Genomic DNA, 15,621 nt, shown 5'->3' with positions numbered 1-15,621 from the left:
TCCGCCGTGGCGACCTGATCAGCCTTGGACCTCTCCGAAGGTCGGCGCTCTTACACCACCTCTCGGGGCACTACCCGTTGATCGTCTGAGTGCGCTGCCGGATCAGCAATTCGCGCACCCGGAAGACCATCGCCGCCCCCTGGACCGCCTCGCTCTTCACCGGCACGAAGCGCATGGTCGGACGCAGCGCGGCCTCGCAGATTGCCTCGGCATCGGCCGCATCATTCTTCTGCCGCTTGACGAACGGCTTGACGTAGGCGGGCGGGATCAGCCGCACATCGTGGCCAAACTTGCCGATCTCGCGGCCCCAGAAATGCGCGCCGCCACAGGCTTCCATCGCCACAACGCAGGACGGCAGCTGACCGAAAAACTCAAGCACTTGGGCGCGCCGCAGCTTCTTGCGCAAGACAGGCTGGCCCGAGCCATCAGCCCCATGCACCTGAAAGACATTCTTCGCCAGATCGAGCCCGACCGTGATAATCTCCGACATGACCGCTCTCCTTTGTGGATCGTTCCAGACCCACCTTGGCACGTTGATGCTGTCGGGGGGCGGTCACATCATCAATGCCAACTGGACGCCAAGAGAGACCCGCTGGTCGAGATTGATGCCGTGGTGCCTTGGGAGGAATTTCGCCCGGTCCTTGAACGGGTTTGGCGAAAGCCGGCTGCGGATCGCAAGTCCCGCGCGGGGCGCAAGCCGATGGACGTTGCTGATGTTCAAGACGCTGGTGCTGAGCGCGCTTTTCAACCTTTCCGACGATCAGATCGAGTATCAGGTGCGGGATCGGCTGTCGTTCATGCGGTTCCTTGGACTGGGGCTGGCGGACCGCGTTCCGGACGCCAAGACAGTGTGGCTGTATCGCGATGCCTTGTCGCAGGCGGGGCAGGTGGAGACGCTGTTTCGCCAGTTCGACGGGCATCTGGCGCGGCAGGGCCATATCGCCCGCGGCGGGCAGATCCTGGACGCTTCGATTGTTCCGGTGCCGCGCAACCACAACACGCGCGACGAGAACGCGACCATCAAGAAGGGCGAGATGCCCGAGGATTGGGAAAACAAACCCGCCAAGCGATGCCAGAAAGACTTGGATGCCCGCTGGTCGAAGACGCACGGCCAGAGCCACTACGGCTACAAGAACCACGTGAACGCAGGCCGAATGCACAAACTGGTGCGGCGCTACCACGTCACCGATGCCGCCGTGCATGATAGCCAAGCGGTGGATCACCTACTGATGCAGTGCAACACGGGCTCCGGCGTTTGGGCAGATGCGGCCTACCGGTCGGAAGAGATGGAGGCAAAGCTGCGCGCCCGCCGGCTGAGAAACCACATCCATCGCAAGGGCCAGCGCGGAAAGCCGCTGACCGAACAAGCCAAGAACAGCAACCGAACCAAATCCACCGTAACCGGTGTTCTGCCCCCACCTACCGCGCGGCTTCCTGATCTGAGATTGGCTCTTACGGAGTGGATCAGGAAGGAGCTTCTCCATGGATGCTACGCTGGAGGGTCTCACGGAGGATGGAGGCCGTCGGCGCAATCGCAAATGGCCTGACGCAGTGAAGGCGCGGATCGTGGCGGAGACGTTGCGGCCCGGTGCGACGGTTGCTGCTGTTGCGCGGCGGCACGGAGTCAAGGCAAACCACCTGTCAGCGTGGCGAACCCTGGCTCGACGGGGCAAGCTGGTGCTGCCCGCTCCTGGGGACGACGTGGAGTTCGCGGCGATGGTGGTCGCGCGCCCCTTGCCGGATGCCAAGACATCCTCCTCGGCGCGGCGCATTCGCTCCGCAAGCTTGGAATGACGCGGTTCGAAGGCTTCGATCCGTTGCCCGGCAGGCGATGCCTGCATCGACGAGAGGGGGCTTGGCCCAGTGGTCTTTCGATGTCGCGAGCCTGTCCTGGTCGAAAGCGGTTCGGAGCGCCGCGGTGACGCCTCTCGGCGAATGCAACCATTCGCCTGTTGGCCAGTGGATCGGGCGGTCCTTTTTGCCCACGCAGGCGAGTGCGTTGCGCATGAAATGCACGTGGCGGCGTTGGACGGTCGCGCCGAGCACCTTGGCAGCGGCGGCCTTCAGGCCCTTGTGGTCGTCCACTGCCCGGCAGTGGTTTGCTTGTAAACCATGAGAGGGGGCGATGATCAGGCGGGTGCCGCGCAGGCCGCGGTCGGCCAGAGAGCGCAGGAACCCGTCCCAGAAGACCTCGGCCTCGCTGGGCTGGACGGCGATGCCGAGAACCTCGCGGCGGCCGTCTGTTCCCCGGCAGGCGATTTGCAAGGCAAATCTGCCGGGAGGGCAGGTTGACCGCCACGGCCACTATGGCCGCGACGCTGACGGTGAGGGGCTTGCCCGCCACCGGTTCGAGGGCAGCCCCGAACGCCGCTGCGGCGGACTTTAATGTAGGTGGCATCGCGCCACAGGTACGGCCATTCCCCGTCCAGAGGCCGGCCCAGGAATGCGTTGGCCCTGTCGTCCCTCTCGCCGCAAAGCCGAGAAACCTGGCTCTTCGATACCCCGGTCATGCCCCTCTCGCGGTTTGCAGTCAAACCGCTGCCAGGCAATGCATCGCCTTGACCAAATCGTCCACTGAGCGTGTCGAGAGGCCCTGGACATAGGCCTCCTGGAGCGAGACCTTGTTCGCCATTGGTTCAAGAACAATGCTCGAGCGCCGTCATCGCTTTCTCCGATGCCCTGCGCGGCTCCAGAAACTCAGGGAAGTAGGTGCTCTTGCGCAGCTTGGGGATTTTCACGTCGCCCCTCCCGGCACGCGTCTCCCACGCCCTCGACCGGTATCCGTTGCGGTGGGTCACTTGGTCGGCGCTGCGCTCATGGGCGCCGGCGCCGCAGAGATCGTCGACATCCAGCGCCATGAGGCGGTCGGCGACAAATCCAAGCATCTCGGCAAGCCGCTGGGTGTCGGACGTTTCCGACAAAAGCGCGCGCGGTGCGGCGGTCTCTGATAGGCTGTCCTTGGTCATGGTTGATCTCCTCGGTCAAAGGTCAGGTCGGCAAACCGAACCTTAGCCGAAGAACAACCGTGGCCGCCAAGCGACCCGCGCGGACGTCGCTCAGCCCGCGCAACCGGCGGAAATGACACCAACCGTCGGGACATTGCTATGCGCTGAGAAGAGTTGGCGCAAGCTGCGTGGCTTCGCTCATCTCGCAGACGTAATCGAAGGCGTCGATTTCATCAACGGCATCAAGCCATCAACACAAGAGCAGGCCGCCGCGTGAGGACCACCCAAACACCAGATTTGACAATAGCTCCACATAGACCCTCATGCCCTACATATACATCTACAAAATCCGGACTTCAGAGCCGGATAGATACACCCTGAATACCTTCGACCAGATGCCGGGACTGGACGCCTGGGGAGCGCCGCAAAATGGGGAGCGGCGGGATGGCCACGCCCGGATCTTGCGAAGGACCGCGTAAATCCTCCAGCCAAGCCCTTGCAATGATGAACGGATTAGGCTCCTTCTCAGGCTGAAAACGCGATGCTGTCGCGAATACCCGCCTCCCACTTATCTCACATATTTGGGTAGTTCGGCCCGTCAGCACCTTGCGGTGTGGTCCATGTGATGTTTTGCGACGGGTCCTTGATGTCGCAGGTCTTGCAGTGGACGCAGTTCTGGAAGTTGACGACGAACTCGTGCTTTCCGTCTTTCTCGACAAGCTCGTAGACGCCCGCAGGACAGTACCTTTGGGCCGGTTCGTTGAATCTGGGCAGGTTCACTGTGATCGGGACCTCGGCCTGCGCAAGCTTGAGGTGGCAAGGCTGGCTTTCTTCGTGGTTGGTGGCCGCGAAGGCGACGTTGGTCAGCCGATCAAAGGACAAGACCCCGTCGGGTTTGGGGTAGTCGATTCGGGGAAACTTGTCGGCGGGGCCGGTGGCGTCTGCGTCGGTTTTTCCGTGTTTGAGCGTGCCGAAGACCGAGACGCCAAACAGCGCGTTGGTCCACATATCCAGCCCGCCGAGAGCCAGGGACCCCAGCAGGCCAAGCTTGGCCCAGAGAGGTTTGACATTGCGCACTGGTCTGAGGTCTCTGCCGACCGGCCCCTCGTGGATGGCGGTCTCGTATTCGGTGAGCTCGCCGCTCACCTGCTGCGTCGCAATGGCCGTGGCTGCGGCCTCGGCGGCGGCAATTCCCGACAGCATGGCGTTGTGATTCCCCTTGATCCGCGGCACGTTGACCATGCCGGCCGAGCAGCCGAGCAGCACACCCCCCGGAAAGGTCAGCTTCGGCAGCGACTGATAGCCGCCTTCGGAGATCGCCCGCGCGCCATAGGCCACACGTTTGCCGCCCTCCAGAAGCTCGGCAATCATCGGGTGATGTTTGAGGCGCTGGAATTCCATGTACGGGTACACATGCGGGTTCTCGTAGTTCAGGTGGGTGACAAGCCCGATAAAGACCTGATTGTTCGCCGCGTGATAGATAAAGGACCCGCCACCAGCGTTCTTGCCCAGCGGCCAGCCCATGGTGTGGCTCACCGTGCCCTCGCGGTGTTTCGCAGGGTCGATTTCCCAGATTTCCTTCATGCCAAGGCCAAATTTCTGGGGTTGCTTGCCGGCGGAGAGATCGAATTTCGCGATCACCTCCTTGGACAGCGATCCGCGTACGCCTTCGCCGAGAAAGACGTATTTGCCGCGCAATTCCATGCCCGGCTCGTAGTTGCCACCGATGGAGCCGTCTGCGTCGCGCCCGAACTCGCCCGCGACAACGCCCGCCACATAGTCGCGACCGTTTTCATCCTTGTCCCAGACGATTTCCGAGGCTGCCATGCCGGGGAAGATCTCGACACCCAAGTCTTCAGCCTGTTCGGCCAGCCAGCGGCAAACGTTGCCCATGGAGACGATATAATTGCCGTGGTTCGACATGAGTTTCGGCATCGGCCAATTCGGAAGACGGATCTTGCCGCTGGCGCCAAGCATGTAGAAGTTGTCTTCCCGGACCTCGGTGGTCACAGGCGCGCCTTTGTCTTTCCAGTCGGGGAACAGGGTTGTCAGTCCCACCGGGTCCAGGACCGCGCCCGACAGGATGTGCGCCCCCACCTCGGATCCTTTTTCCAACACCACGACCTCAATTGCGGGGTCGATCTGTTTCAGCCGGATCGCGGCGCTCAGGCCCGAAGGACCCGCGCCGACGATCACGACATCATACTCCATGGCTTCGCGGGTTATCTCGGTCACGCTGGCGGTCCTTTATGTCTGGTTTGAATGGTCGGGCTGCCCGATGGCGTCTCGGGTGGGCATGGATCTTGGTTTCGTGTGGGTATGGGGATTGGTCCCCGTTTGGATCGTGAGCCTGTGCCGTCTGGCGCGGCGCTTGCAAAGCTACGGGCGCCTTGCGGACATCAACTTTGTCCAAGAGAGCGGTGGTCGGCCCTGGCGGGCCGACTGCGCCTTACCCCATGCGCTCGCTGGAATAGCTTCCCGGCGACGCCTGGAACACCACCGTCTTGTTACCATTCAGGAACACGCGGTGATTGGCATGGGCATGAATGGCGCGGGCCAGGGCCTGGCTTTCCACATCACGGCCCAGGGAAACGTAGTCCTCCGGGCTTTGGGCATGGGTGATCCGCACGGTATCCTGTTCGATGATCGGACCTTCGTCCAGATCGGCGGTCACGTAATGCGAGGTCGCCCCGATCAGTTTCACGCCGCGCGCGAAAGCCTGCTTGTAAGGGTTCGCGCCTTTGAACGACGGCAGGAAGGAGTGGTGGATGTTGATGATCCGGCCCGACATCTTTGTGCACATCTCATCCGACAGGATTTGCATGTACCGCGCCAGAACGATGAGCTCGGCACCGCAGTCTTCGACCACTTTCATGATCGCGGCTTCGGCTTGGGGCTTGTTCTCCTTGGTGACCTTGATGCAATGGAACGGAATGTCGCTGTTCACGACAACCTTCTGATAATCCATGTGGTTCGAGATCACCGCCACGATATCGATGGGCAGCGCGCCGATGCGCCAGCGGTAAAGCAGATCATTCAGGCAATGGCCGAAGCGCGAGACCATGATGACCACTTTCATCTTCACCCGCTCGTCGTGGAACGCGTAGGTCATGTCGAATTTTTCGGCGATCGGGGCAAAGCTTTCCTCGATCTTTGCCAGATCGGCGCCGGTTTCGGAGCGAAAGCTCACACGCATGAAGAACTGATCGGTCTGCGTGTCGTCGAATTGTGAACTGTCGGTGATGTTGCAGCCAAGCTCGGCGAGCTTGCCAGAGATCGCCGCAACGATGCCGCGTTGACTCGGGCAGGTGACGGTGAGGCAGAAAATGGTCATGGATACGGGGTCCTTGTCAAACGCCCAGAAGCGTCGGTTCCGGGAGGGAATGAAGATGGCAACAGGCGCTTAGCGTGTTGGCCAGAAGACAGGCGATGGTCATGGGCCCAACGCCGCCGGGCACAGGGGTGATCGCCCCTGCAACCTTGGACACATCGTCAAAGCAGACATCGCCGACAAGACGGGTCTTGCCCTCGCCACGTTCGGGGGCGGGGACGCGATTGATCCCCACATCGATCACCGTTGCGCCGGGCTTGATCCAATCGGCTTTCACCAGTCCGGGCACACCGGCGGCAACCACGACGATATCGGCCATACGCGCCAGCTCGGGAATGTTGGTCGAGGATTTGTGCGCCACGATGACCGTGCAGTCGGCGTTGAGCAGCATCCGGCCCATCGGCTTGCCAACGATGTTGGAATGTCCGATCACCAGTGCCGTCTTGCCGCGAAGATCAGGGTAGATCTGTGCCAGCATCATCATGCAGCCACGCGGGGTACAGGGCACGATTGCGTCCTGTCCGGTGCCCACCATGCCGACATTGGTGGTGTGGAACCCATCGACATCCTTGTGCGGATCGATGGCGTTGATCACCAGCTTGCTGTCCAGATGCGCGGGTAGGGGCAGCTGCACCAGAATCCCGTGCACCTCGGGATCGGTGTTGAGCCGTTCGATCAGGCCCAGCAGCTCTGCTTCGGACGTGTCTTCGGACAGGCGAAACTCGTAAGAGTTCATTCCGGCTTCAACCGTCTGTTTGCCCTTCGAGCGTACATAGACCTCGGAGGCCGGATCGCTGCCGACGAGGATGACGGCCAAGCCCGGGGTGATCCCGCGCTCGGCCTTGATCTGTGCGACGGCAGTTTTCACGCAGCTGCGAAGCTCCGTTGCGAACGCCTTGCCGTCGATAAGCTGCGCTGTCATTTGAGCGACTCGGTCAACTCGGGGACAGCGTCGAACAGATCGGACACCAGACCGAAGTCGGCGACCTGGAAGATCGGCGCTTCTTCGTCCTTGTTGATCGCGACGATGATCTTGCTGTCTTTCATCCCGGCAAGGTGCTGGATGGCACCGGAGATGCCGCAGGCGATGTAAAGATCAGGGGCGACCACTTTCCCGGTCTGACCGACCTGCTTCTCGTTTGGCGCAAAGCCGCTGTCCACCGCTGCACGCGACGCGCCGACGGCGGCCTCCAGCGTATCGGCAAGACCTTCGATCAGGGCAAAGTTCGCTTCAGAGCCGACGCCGCGTCCGCCAGAGACCACCACTTTCGCCGAGGTCAGCTCGGGGCGGTCGGAGGTCACGACGCGGTCTTCGATCCACACGGCGAGATCGCCTGTCGCCACCGGCTCCAGCGTTTCAATGGGGGCGGAGCCCGTTGCGGCAGCTGCCTCGAACCCTGCTGTGCGGATGGTCAGAACCTTGACCGGATCCTTGGACTGTACGGTCTGGATCGCATTGCCCGCATAGATCGGACGCACAAAGGTGTCGGCGCTTTCGATGGCCACGACATCAGAGATCACCATCACGTCCAGAAGCGCCGCCAGACGTGGCAAGGCAGCTTTGGCCGCAGAGGTTGCGGGGGCCACGATATGGGTGAAGCCCGGCGCGTGTGCACGCAGAAGCTCGGTGAGGGCCTCGGGCATCTGGTGACCGTAATCCGCGCCCTCGACATGCAGCACCTTGGCGACGCCCTCGAGCGCGGCCAGAGGGGCGGGATCAACACCTTCGCCCGCAGCCAGAACCGTAACCGGCCCCAGAGCTGTTGCTGCTGCCAAAGCTTTGGCCGTGGTATCAAGCGCGATGGTTGCGCCAGAGATTTCAGCGACGAGAAGTACCGACATCAGGCCACCCCTGCTTCTTTGAGTTTGGAAACCAGCTCGTTGACCGAGCCCACTTTCTGGCCTGCGGCGCGCATCGCGGGCTCTTCGGTCTTGATCACGTCAAGGCGCGGCGAGACATCGATGCCGTAATCGGCAGGTGTCTTCTTATCGAGTGGCTTTTTCTTGGCCTTCATGATGTTCGGCAAGGACGCGTATCGCGGCTCGTTGAGGCGCAGGTCACAGGTCACAATCGCCGGAAGCTTGACCTCGACCACTTGCAAACCGCCGTCCACTTCGCGGGTGATGCGGGCGGTTCCCTCGGCGATTTCGAGTGCCGAGGCGGAGGTCGCCTGCCCCCAACCCAGAAGCGCGGCCAGCATCTGACCCGTCGCGTTCATGTCGTTGTCGATCGCCTGTTTGCCGGCGATCACAAGACCTGGCTGTTCCGCCTCGACAACCTTGTGCAAGAGTTTCGCCACGGCCAGCGGTTCGATGTCGGTGTGAACATCCTCTGCCGCCGTGATCAGAATGGCGCGGTCGGCCCCCATGGCCAGCGCGGTGCGCAGGGCTTCTTCGGCCTTGGCAACGCCGATGGACACCGCGACCACTTCGCTTGCGACACCCTTTTCCTTGAGGCGGACGGCTTCTTCGATCGCGATCTCGTCGAACGGATTCACCGACATTTTCACATTGGCAAGATCGACGCTGCTGCCGTCCGCTTTCACACGGACCTTGACGTTGTAATCGACCACGCGTTTCACAGGAACGAGAATTTTCATGGATTCATATCCTTATGAGAGGGGAGGAAGATCCGCGCTTAGGCGCGGATCCGTGCGTATTCGGGGTCGTAAAGGTCCGGCTCGACCACTTTCGCCGCAATCGACTCGCCGATCACCTCGACAAAGACCTCGGTGCCGATGGCTGCGAATTCCGGGTCGACGAAGCCCATGGCGATGTTCTTGCTGGTCCGGTAGCCCCAGCCGGCAGAGGTGATCGTGCCGACGCATTTGCCATCCGCATCCACGATGCTGTCGCCGCCATGCGCCGGTGCGTGGGTGCAATCGATCACGAGGGACACGAAGCTCCGACGCGGGCCGTCTTCCTTCATCTTGAGCAGGGCGTCCTTGCCGATGAACGCGGGCTTGTCGAGCTTGACGAAGCGGGGCAGGTCGCTCTCGAACGGGTTGAATTCGGTGATGAGATCGGCCTTCCAGTGACGGTAGCCTTTTTCAAGCCGCATGGACTCCACCGCCATGCTGCCGAAGAGCTTCATGCCGAATGTCTCGCCCGCTCCGCGCAGCGCGAGGTAGGCTGCATAAAGCTGGTTGTTCGGCACATGGATCTCATAGGCCAGCTCGCCAGAGAAACTCACCGACATCACCACGGCGGGGGCAATGCCGATGAAGGCTTCGCGCACGGACAGCCACGGGAAGGCCTCCTTGGACCAGTCGCCGCGCGAGACCGCAGAGAGCACGTCACGGGATTTCGGCCCTGCGATCACGAGGATCGTGTAATCGTTGGTCAGGGATTTGATCTCGACGGAGCCGTCTTTCGGCAGGTGCTTTTGCAGCCAGTCCATGTCGTGATATTCCGAGGCGGCAGCCGAGCCGTACCAGATCTTGTCTTCGGACAGGTTGGCCAGCGTGGCTTCGCCTTTGATGTTGCCGTGATCGTTCAGCAGATAGGTCAGGCCCACCTTGCCGATCTTTTTCGGAACGCGGCTACAGACGATGGTGTCCAACCAGTCCCGCGCCCCCGGTCCGGTGATTTCGAAGCGGTTGAACCCGTTCACCTCGGTCATGCCGACCGACGTTTGCACGGCTTTGACCTCTTCGGCGACCACGTCGAAGGTCTCGTTGAACTTGAAGCTGTAGGTCTGGTGGAAATCCGGTGTCGGCTTGATGAATTCCATCCGTTCCCAACCGTTGACCACACCGAATTCCGCGCCTGCTGCGGCAAGAATGGGGGTGATCGGCGTGGTTTTCGCCGGACGACCCGCAGGGCGATGCTCGTGCGGGAAATGGAAGCGGAATTCGTTCTGGTAATCCTCGATGGCCTTGAGGGCCGTCAGTTCCACATTGGCATGACCGGTGAAACGGCGCGGGTCGATGACCCATGTGTCGTAGCAGGCTTCGCCATGCACGATCTGTTGCGCCAGAAGCCAGCCGTGACCGCCGCCTTCGCCAAGGCCTGCGCGCAGGCCGATGATGCAAAAGGCGTTGCGCTTTCCGGGGATCGGACCCACCAGCGGGGCGCCGTCGATGGTGTAGGTGATCGGGCCGTTGACGATCGAGTGGATGCCGACTTCGGTCAGCGCCGGCATACGTTCGAACGCGCCTTCAAGCACATCCATCACGCGGTCCAGATCGTCGGGGCACAGCGCGTTGACGAAGTTCGGGTCGATGCCGTCCATTCCCCAGGTCTTGCAATCCTGTTCGTAGAAACCCACGAGCAGACCGTTCTTTTCCTGACGGCAGTAATAGTCGCTGATCGGGCAGCGCAGCAGCGGCATGCGGAAATCGGACTCTTCGATCGCCTTGATTGGCTCGGTCAGGAAGTACTGGTGCTCCATCGAGGCGACGGGGTGATGAACGCCCATCATCGCGCCCACTTCGTTGACGCGGTAGCCACAGGCGTTGACCACGATGTCACAATCAATGTCGCCATTTTCGGTGTGGACGGTCCAGGTGTCGTCCTTGTGCTGGGTGAGGCCGGTCACTGGCGTGTTGCGGTAGACCTCGGCGCCAGCCAGACGCGCGCGACGGGCCAGGGCCTGACACAACTGGGCGGGGTCGATGTCGCCATCGAGCGGATCCCAAAGGCCGCCCAGAAGGTTGTCGGTCGAGACAAGCGGGTGACGGCGCGCACATTCTTCCGCGTCAATCAGTTCGAAATCCACGCCCATGCCCTTGGCGACGCTGATGAAATGGCGATAGCCTTCCATCTGCGCTTCGGTGTTGGCAAGGCGGATGCCACCATCCGCGTGGTGGTAGTTGATCGGGTATTCGGGGTCTTCGGCCAGCTCTTTGTAGAGCGCGATGGAATGGGTTTTCAGCCCGACCATGGTTTGCGTGGCGCCAAAATTGGTCACCTGCGCAGCAGAGTGCCAAGTGGTGCCCGAGGTCAGCTCGTTGCGTTCGACAAGAACGACATCAGTCCAACCTTCCTGGGTAAGATGGTAAAGCGTGGAGCAGCCAGCGATACCGCCACCGATAACAACAACTTTCGTGCGCGTTTTCATGTCGACCTCATGTGAGAAACTCTTTGTTCTGCTAAAGCCCTCCGCCGAATTTGGGTCAATTTTCTATGGATCGGTTCAGGAAAACAGAACGCGTGAAAAATGAAACGCGAACGTGGCAAGGCGGCAGGGAAAGCTCCAAACTCGCTTTGTTTTCCTTGTTTTCATGGGGTATATTTGTTCAGATCGAGGCGAGACGCGAACTTTGCGTGACAGGCGGGGGTGCCTGAAATTCGGGCATTTTTAGAATGGGCCTGTTTCGCGTTCACGAAAAAAGAATAGGTGTGACGGAAGAAAATGGTGGATTCGCCTCAAATATCCCGCGTTCGGACCGATTATTCGGATCGCATGACCCTGCGTGGGCTGCGGGTCTTCATCGCTCTGGAAGAGGTGCGCTCGGTTGCCGAGGCGGCCAAGGTGCTGGGGATGAGCAAATCCAATGTCTCGCAAAACATCACCATTCTGGAGCAGAGCCTTGGCTCAAAGCTGTTCGATCGCAAGCAAAAGCCGATTTCGCTGACCCCCGCCGGCAATGTTCTGAGCTTGCACGCGCATCGCATCATGGCGATGGTCTCTGCGGCAGAGGCCTCGCTGGCGGAATTCAACGTCGACAGCCTTCCGGTTCTGAATTTCGCGATCATCGATGATCTGGACGCCTCTCTCGCGCCTGTGATGGCGACGGTCCTGCAAGGGCATATGGCGAACAGCTATATCTGCACCTTTTCGGGGCGCTCCGATGAGGTTACGTCGCGGCTCATCTCGCGCGCAGCGGATATTGCGGTGACGGCGAGCATTCCCGCCGACATCCACAAATTCCACATTCAGGAACTCTACCGCGAACAGTTTGTTCTGGTCACGGCGCGCAGCAAATACCGCCCCTCGGATGATTGGCGCGAGACGCTGTCGCAACTGCCGTTTGTGCAATTTTCCGATGCAATGCCCTTGGGGCAGCTTGTTGCAACCCACATGAAGCGGATCGGCTTCGACGTGCCGCGTCGCTTTGCCTTTGAAACCAGCCGCTCGGTGATTGCCACCGTTGCACATGCTGGCGGTTGGACGCTGGCCACGCCGCTCAGCATACTGGACGCAAACCGTTTCCGCCAAAAGGTGGACATCTATCCGCTGCCATTTACGGGGCTGTCCCGCCCGATCTATCTGATCAACCGGATGAACGAGCTGGGCGTGATCCCGGATATTCTGGCAGAGCAATTCCGTATTCAACTGAAGAACGAGCTGTTCCCGGAGTTCGCCAGAACGGCGCCGAACGTGGCCTCGGCGCTCGAAGTGCATGACGGGTCCTAAGCTTTGCCCATAGTCTGCGCCATGCGTTTCGCCGGTGCCGCAATGTGCGCCGGAGGCATCCCCGGCAGCTTCGGATCGTCAAAGATCCTGTGCCGGCGCGAAAATTATGAAGAAAAAGCCGAATGAGCGGGCAATCGTGTCATTGCAACGACCGCCCGCTCGCGTGAGCTACCGGCCCTGTCAGCTATTTTCGCGCGCAAAGTCGCGCATGAAGGCAGCCAGTTTCTCGGCGCCTTCCAAGGCGACGCCGGTGTAGAGGCTGGCGCGCAGGTATTCACCGATCCCAAAAGGCGTCAGCGTCCGAAGCCCGATCAGGCCGTTGTCCCAGCTTTGGATCAGGAACCGGTTGGTCAGCTCCTCGTCGCCGCCAGCGATCCTGAACGGAACATTCATCCGGCTTCTGAACGTCTTGTCGGTGACAGGGGAGTCGTAAAAGCCTTCAGAGCCGTCGATGACGTCATAGATCGCCTTGGCTTTCGCGATAGAGCGGCGTTCGATTTCGTCGATGCCGCCCTCGGCCGCGATCCAATCCATCATGTGTCCGATGACTTCGATGTTGAAGGTCGCCGGAGTGTTCCAGAGATTGCCCGCCTCGCTGTTCGTCGTGTAGTTGAAGACGCCCGGGCACAGCGGTGAGGCCTTGTCCTTGCCCAGCAGGTCTTTGCGGATCACGGTCACAGTCACGCCGGGGTGGCCGATGTTCTTCGAGGCGCAGGCGAAAAGGACCCCGATGCCGCTGTCGATCCAGTCGATCGGCTTGGTCGAGAAATCGGAGCTGGCATCCACGACCAGCGGAATGTGCTTGCGCGCTTCGGGCAGCTTCGGAAGCCTGTGCAGCTCAATGCCGTTCACGGTCTCATTCGAGCACAGATAGACATATTTGCTGTCCGGATCGATGGTCTCTTCGGTCAGCTCTGGAAAGCTGTTGTACGCTCCGGTTTTCGTATCACGGGCATCGATGGTCTGGACGCGGCAGTACCGCTTGCCCTCATCGGCGCCGCGTTGCGACCAGGTGCCGTTGACCACATAGGTGGCGACATCGGACGCCTCGTGGCACAGGTTCAGCGGCACGGCGGCGAACTGCCCGTGCCCGCCGCCGTGGGTGAACAGCACTTCATAGTTTTCTGGGATATTCATCACCTTCCTGACCGAGGCCACGGCGTGGTTGAAGATCTCGAGAAATTCGGGCGACCGGTGCGACAGGGCCAACGAGGTCAGGCCCGGCTTGCCGAATCCGGCGGCGATCATCTCTTCGACAGCCTTGGGCAGGGACGTCGGGCCCGGGCTGAAGTTGGTGATGTCATCTGCGGGCACCGGAGGGTTGAGCGAACCGGAGAGGGCGGGATGATCAATATTATTCAGGTAGCTCATGCCATGTCACCTCGTGGCTATAGGGGTCGATGTTGCGGAAACCAGTCCTCTTGCCCGGGCGCGTTCCCCGTCGCCATCGCTGTTGCGCGTGGCAAGGCGTGGGCGGGCACGGGCGAAACCCCAAGAACAAAGGCAGCTAACCCACGCAGCGCGGCTGACCCGAAGGCGGCCGATATCAAGAGCAAAGGGGGGCGCTGTCAGCAATGTTGCGGTCTCCAGAGGGTTGGGGAGGTCTCTGGAAACAGTGCATAGATAGAGATGGCCCGCGTGGATTGGACCAGTGCATCGCTATGGATTGGGCCAGTGCGCCATGTGGCCGCAAGCGGCGGGGGATGGGCGGCGCCCGGCACATCACGCCCCGCATCCGCTCGCAGGATGGAAGGCGGATCACGTTTTTCCGCCGTAGCCGCGCCGGGGCGTCAGATTTTGACACGCTCGGATTCAGGATCGTGGAGCGGCTTCAAAAATGGCTCTCGCCGACACAGAGTGTCCGGCCACCGCGATCGCGCAGCTGGAAGCCAGAAGCTCCCCGTCGCAAGGCGCCTAGCCCAGCCACACGGCCCCGCCGAGCCTATGCCTGTATCGCTCCCCGACGATTCTGCCCTCACGTAGCGAGGGGGCGACATGGCAGAGCAGCAACTCCGGGCCGATGAACCGGAACTGCTCCCGGCAAATTCTCAGCTCTTCTGCACGCGTTTGCTCTACCGCCGCCCAAGCTTTGAACAGGCCCGCGAAATTGGCTCTGGCGCACATTTTGTGATGTTTTGCGGTATAACCCCTACATTTGGCATGGATGCTGAAGGGGATGAGCGCCATGACAGGACGTTTCGACACCTGGCTGTTGCCTGAAGGGCTTTGCGCCACGGTATACAGCGTGGACGTAGCGATCCTTGCGATGGACGCAGAGGGTATTGACAGCGAGGTGATCTGCCCGGGTTGCGGACAGCGATCTTCACGCCGGCATGAACGTTCTGTCCGGCACCTTAAGGATTTTCCAGCGCATGGTCGTTTCGTGCAGGTACGCTTGTCGATGCAGCGGTTCCGCTGCGTTGCGGCGCACTGTCCCACGACGACTTTCAGCGAGAGAGTTCCAGATTGCCTCGCGTACCGCCATGGCCGCCGGACCGGGCGCTTTCAGGACCTCATCGCCTATCTTGGCCGCGCGATGGGCACTCGCCCGGCCTAGGCGCTTGGACGCTGACCGCGGTTCGGGGTGAGCAAGGATAGGTTCCTGCGCGCGGCGGTTCAAGCCGACGTTTTGGCGTTCATTGCCGAGCATGCCCACTTGCTGGACGATGAAGGCCGCCAGCGTCTGGTGCGCCACGGCTTTCAGCCTGAGCGCGAAGTCATGACCGGGATCGGGACGGTGCCTGTGCAGGGTCCACGGGTCCAATGCGGACGGCAGCAAGATCACGTTCCGCTCGTCGCTGGTCGCGCCCGATCTGCGCAAGACCAAGTCGGTAGACGGGCGTCTGCCCTGGCTTTACTTGCAGGGCATCTCGAGGGGCGATTTCAGCGAGGCGCTTGCGGGGCCGGAGGTGACGTCCCCAGACGTGGTGTAGCTTACGGTGGCCATCGGGTTTCCCGGTAGGGTCGGGTTGCGAGAACCAACC

Annotated in this window: 11 protein-coding genes and 5 pseudogenes; 6 read left to right on the top strand and 10 right to left on the bottom strand. The window is 61.2% G+C overall.

The features are described 5' to 3' along the window. Positions 1 to 76: 76 nt before the first annotated feature. Positions 77 to 490, bottom strand: a pseudogene (locus tag Q4543_RS21925) (IS110 family transposase); the annotation flags it as partial. An 81-nt stretch (positions 491 to 571) separates the two neighbouring features. Between Q4543_RS21925 and Q4543_RS21920 the strand changes: the two are divergent. Both Q4543_RS21920 and Q4543_RS21915 read left to right on the top strand, forming a co-directional pair. Further along, positions 572 to 1,400 (top strand): annotated as a pseudogene (locus tag Q4543_RS21920) (IS5 family transposase); the annotation flags it as partial. Positions 1,401 to 1,563: 163 nt separating this feature from the next. After that, positions 1,564 to 1,653: pseudogene (locus Q4543_RS21915) on the top strand (transposase); the annotation flags it as partial. 336 nt (positions 1,654 to 1,989) lie between these two features. Here Q4543_RS21915 and Q4543_RS21910 read toward each other — a convergent pair. Both Q4543_RS21910 and Q4543_RS21905 read right to left on the bottom strand, forming a co-directional pair. Further along, positions 1,990 to 2,241, bottom strand: a pseudogene (locus Q4543_RS21910) (transposase); the annotation flags it as partial. Then, positions 2,130 to 2,966, bottom strand: a pseudogene (locus tag Q4543_RS21905) (transposase). The pseudogenes Q4543_RS21910 and Q4543_RS21905, both read right to left, overlap by 112 nt. 112 nt (positions 2,967 to 3,078) lie before the next feature. Between Q4543_RS21905 and Q4543_RS21900 the strand changes: the two are divergent. Then, entirely contained in the window at positions 3,079 to 3,222 is a 144-nt protein-coding gene (locus Q4543_RS21900; protein ID WP_303441881.1) for a hypothetical protein, read from the top strand. A 296-nt stretch (positions 3,223 to 3,518) separates the two neighbouring features. Here Q4543_RS21900 and Q4543_RS21895 read toward each other — a convergent pair whose 3' ends face one another. The 6 genes from Q4543_RS21895 to Q4543_RS21870 form a co-directional block, all read right to left on the bottom strand. Continuing rightward, the gene (locus tag Q4543_RS21895; protein ID WP_303441879.1) at positions 3,519 to 5,180 is read right to left on the bottom strand and encodes an electron transfer flavoprotein-ubiquinone oxidoreductase; all 1,662 of its coding nucleotides are present in this window, start codon (positions 5,178 to 5,180) and stop codon (positions 3,519 to 3,521) included. A gap of 214 nt (positions 5,181 to 5,394) precedes the next feature. After that, complete coding sequence (purU, locus tag Q4543_RS21890) at positions 5,395 to 6,279, bottom strand: formyltetrahydrofolate deformylase (RefSeq protein WP_303441877.1); 885 nt, start codon at positions 6,277 to 6,279, stop codon at positions 5,395 to 5,397. Between the two features lie 16 nt (positions 6,280 to 6,295). Beyond that, positions 6,296 to 7,198, bottom strand: coding sequence for a bifunctional methylenetetrahydrofolate dehydrogenase/methenyltetrahydrofolate cyclohydrolase FolD (gene folD, locus Q4543_RS21885; protein ID WP_303441875.1), 903 nt, complete (start codon positions 7,196 to 7,198; stop codon positions 6,296 to 6,298). Continuing rightward, on the bottom strand, positions 7,195 to 8,118 hold the full coding sequence (locus tag Q4543_RS21880) for an electron transfer flavoprotein subunit alpha/FixB family protein (protein WP_303441873.1): 924 nt from the start codon (positions 8,116 to 8,118) through the stop codon (positions 7,195 to 7,197). The genes folD and Q4543_RS21880 overlap by 4 nt, the downstream gene beginning before the upstream one ends. Then, positions 8,118 to 8,876 carry an electron transfer flavoprotein subunit beta/FixA family protein gene (locus Q4543_RS21875; protein WP_303441871.1) on the bottom strand — a complete coding sequence of 253 codons (759 nt, stop codon included), beginning with the start codon at positions 8,874 to 8,876 and terminating at the stop codon, positions 8,118 to 8,120. The genes Q4543_RS21880 and Q4543_RS21875 overlap by 1 nt, the downstream gene beginning before the upstream one ends. 38 nt (positions 8,877 to 8,914) lie before the next feature. After that, complete coding sequence (locus Q4543_RS21870) at positions 8,915 to 11,338, bottom strand: FAD-dependent oxidoreductase (protein ID WP_303441869.1); 2,424 nt, start codon at positions 11,336 to 11,338, stop codon at positions 8,915 to 8,917. A gap of 297 nt (positions 11,339 to 11,635) precedes the next feature. Between Q4543_RS21870 and Q4543_RS21865 the strand changes: the two genes are divergently transcribed. Then, a complete protein-coding gene (locus Q4543_RS21865) occupies positions 11,636 to 12,637 on the top strand; it encodes a LysR family transcriptional regulator (RefSeq protein WP_303441867.1) in 1,002 nt (333 codons plus the stop codon). A 180-nt stretch (positions 12,638 to 12,817) separates the two neighbouring features. On the opposite strand, the gene serC is transcribed toward Q4543_RS21865, so the two are convergent. Continuing rightward, positions 12,818 to 14,008: a 3-phosphoserine/phosphohydroxythreonine transaminase gene (serC, locus tag Q4543_RS21860; protein ID WP_303441865.1), complete on the bottom strand. Its 1,191-nt coding sequence runs from the start codon at positions 14,006 to 14,008 to the stop codon at positions 12,818 to 12,820. A gap of 624 nt (positions 14,009 to 14,632) precedes the next feature. Between serC and Q4543_RS21855 the strand changes: the two genes are divergently transcribed. Then, the gene (locus Q4543_RS21855; protein ID WP_303441863.1) at positions 14,633 to 14,857 is read left to right on the top strand and encodes a hypothetical protein; all 225 of its coding nucleotides are present in this window, start codon (positions 14,633 to 14,635) and stop codon (positions 14,855 to 14,857) included. Further along, the gene (locus tag Q4543_RS24670) at positions 14,802 to 15,194 is read left to right on the top strand and encodes a transposase family protein (RefSeq protein WP_368502181.1); all 393 of its coding nucleotides are present in this window, start codon (positions 14,802 to 14,804) and stop codon (positions 15,192 to 15,194) included. The genes Q4543_RS21855 and Q4543_RS24670 overlap by 56 nt, the downstream gene beginning before the upstream one ends. The last annotated feature ends 427 nt before the right edge of the window (positions 15,195 to 15,621 follow it).

Source organism: Salipiger sp. 1_MG-2023, assembly GCF_030547555.1.
In the GTDB taxonomy this organism is placed as follows: Bacteria; Pseudomonadota; Alphaproteobacteria; order Rhodobacterales; family Rhodobacteraceae; genus Salipiger.
This window is presented reverse-complemented; position numbering and strand designations above follow the sequence as displayed.

Bases quoted from the DNA above. Each gene is read 5' to 3' on its own strand.
- Q4543_RS21900 (WP_303441881.1), top strand. From the start codon at position 3,079: ATGACACCAACCGTCGGGACATTGCTATGCGCTGAGAAGAGTTGGCGC.
- purU (WP_303441877.1), bottom strand. From the start codon at position 6,279: ATGACCATTTTCTGCCTCACCGTCACCTGCCCGAGTCAACGCGGCATC.
- folD (WP_303441875.1), bottom strand. From the start codon at position 7,198: ATGACAGCGCAGCTTATCGACGGCAAGGCGTTCGCAACGGAGCTTCGC.
- Q4543_RS21880 (WP_303441873.1), bottom strand. From the start codon at position 8,118: ATGTCGGTACTTCTCGTCGCTGAAATCTCTGGCGCAACCATCGCGCTT.
- Q4543_RS21875 (WP_303441871.1), bottom strand. From the start codon at position 8,876: ATGAAAATTCTCGTTCCTGTGAAACGCGTGGTCGATTACAACGTCAAG.
- Q4543_RS21870 (WP_303441869.1), bottom strand. From the start codon at position 11,338: ATGAAAACGCGCACGAAAGTTGTTGTTATCGGTGGCGGTATCGCTGGC.
- serC (WP_303441865.1), bottom strand. From the start codon at position 14,008: ATGAGCTACCTGAATAATATTGATCATCCCGCCCTCTCCGGTTCGCTC.
- Q4543_RS21855 (WP_303441863.1), top strand. From the start codon at position 14,633: ATGGCAGAGCAGCAACTCCGGGCCGATGAACCGGAACTGCTCCCGGCA.
- Q4543_RS24670 (WP_368502181.1), top strand. From the start codon at position 14,802: ATGCTGAAGGGGATGAGCGCCATGACAGGACGTTTCGACACCTGGCTG.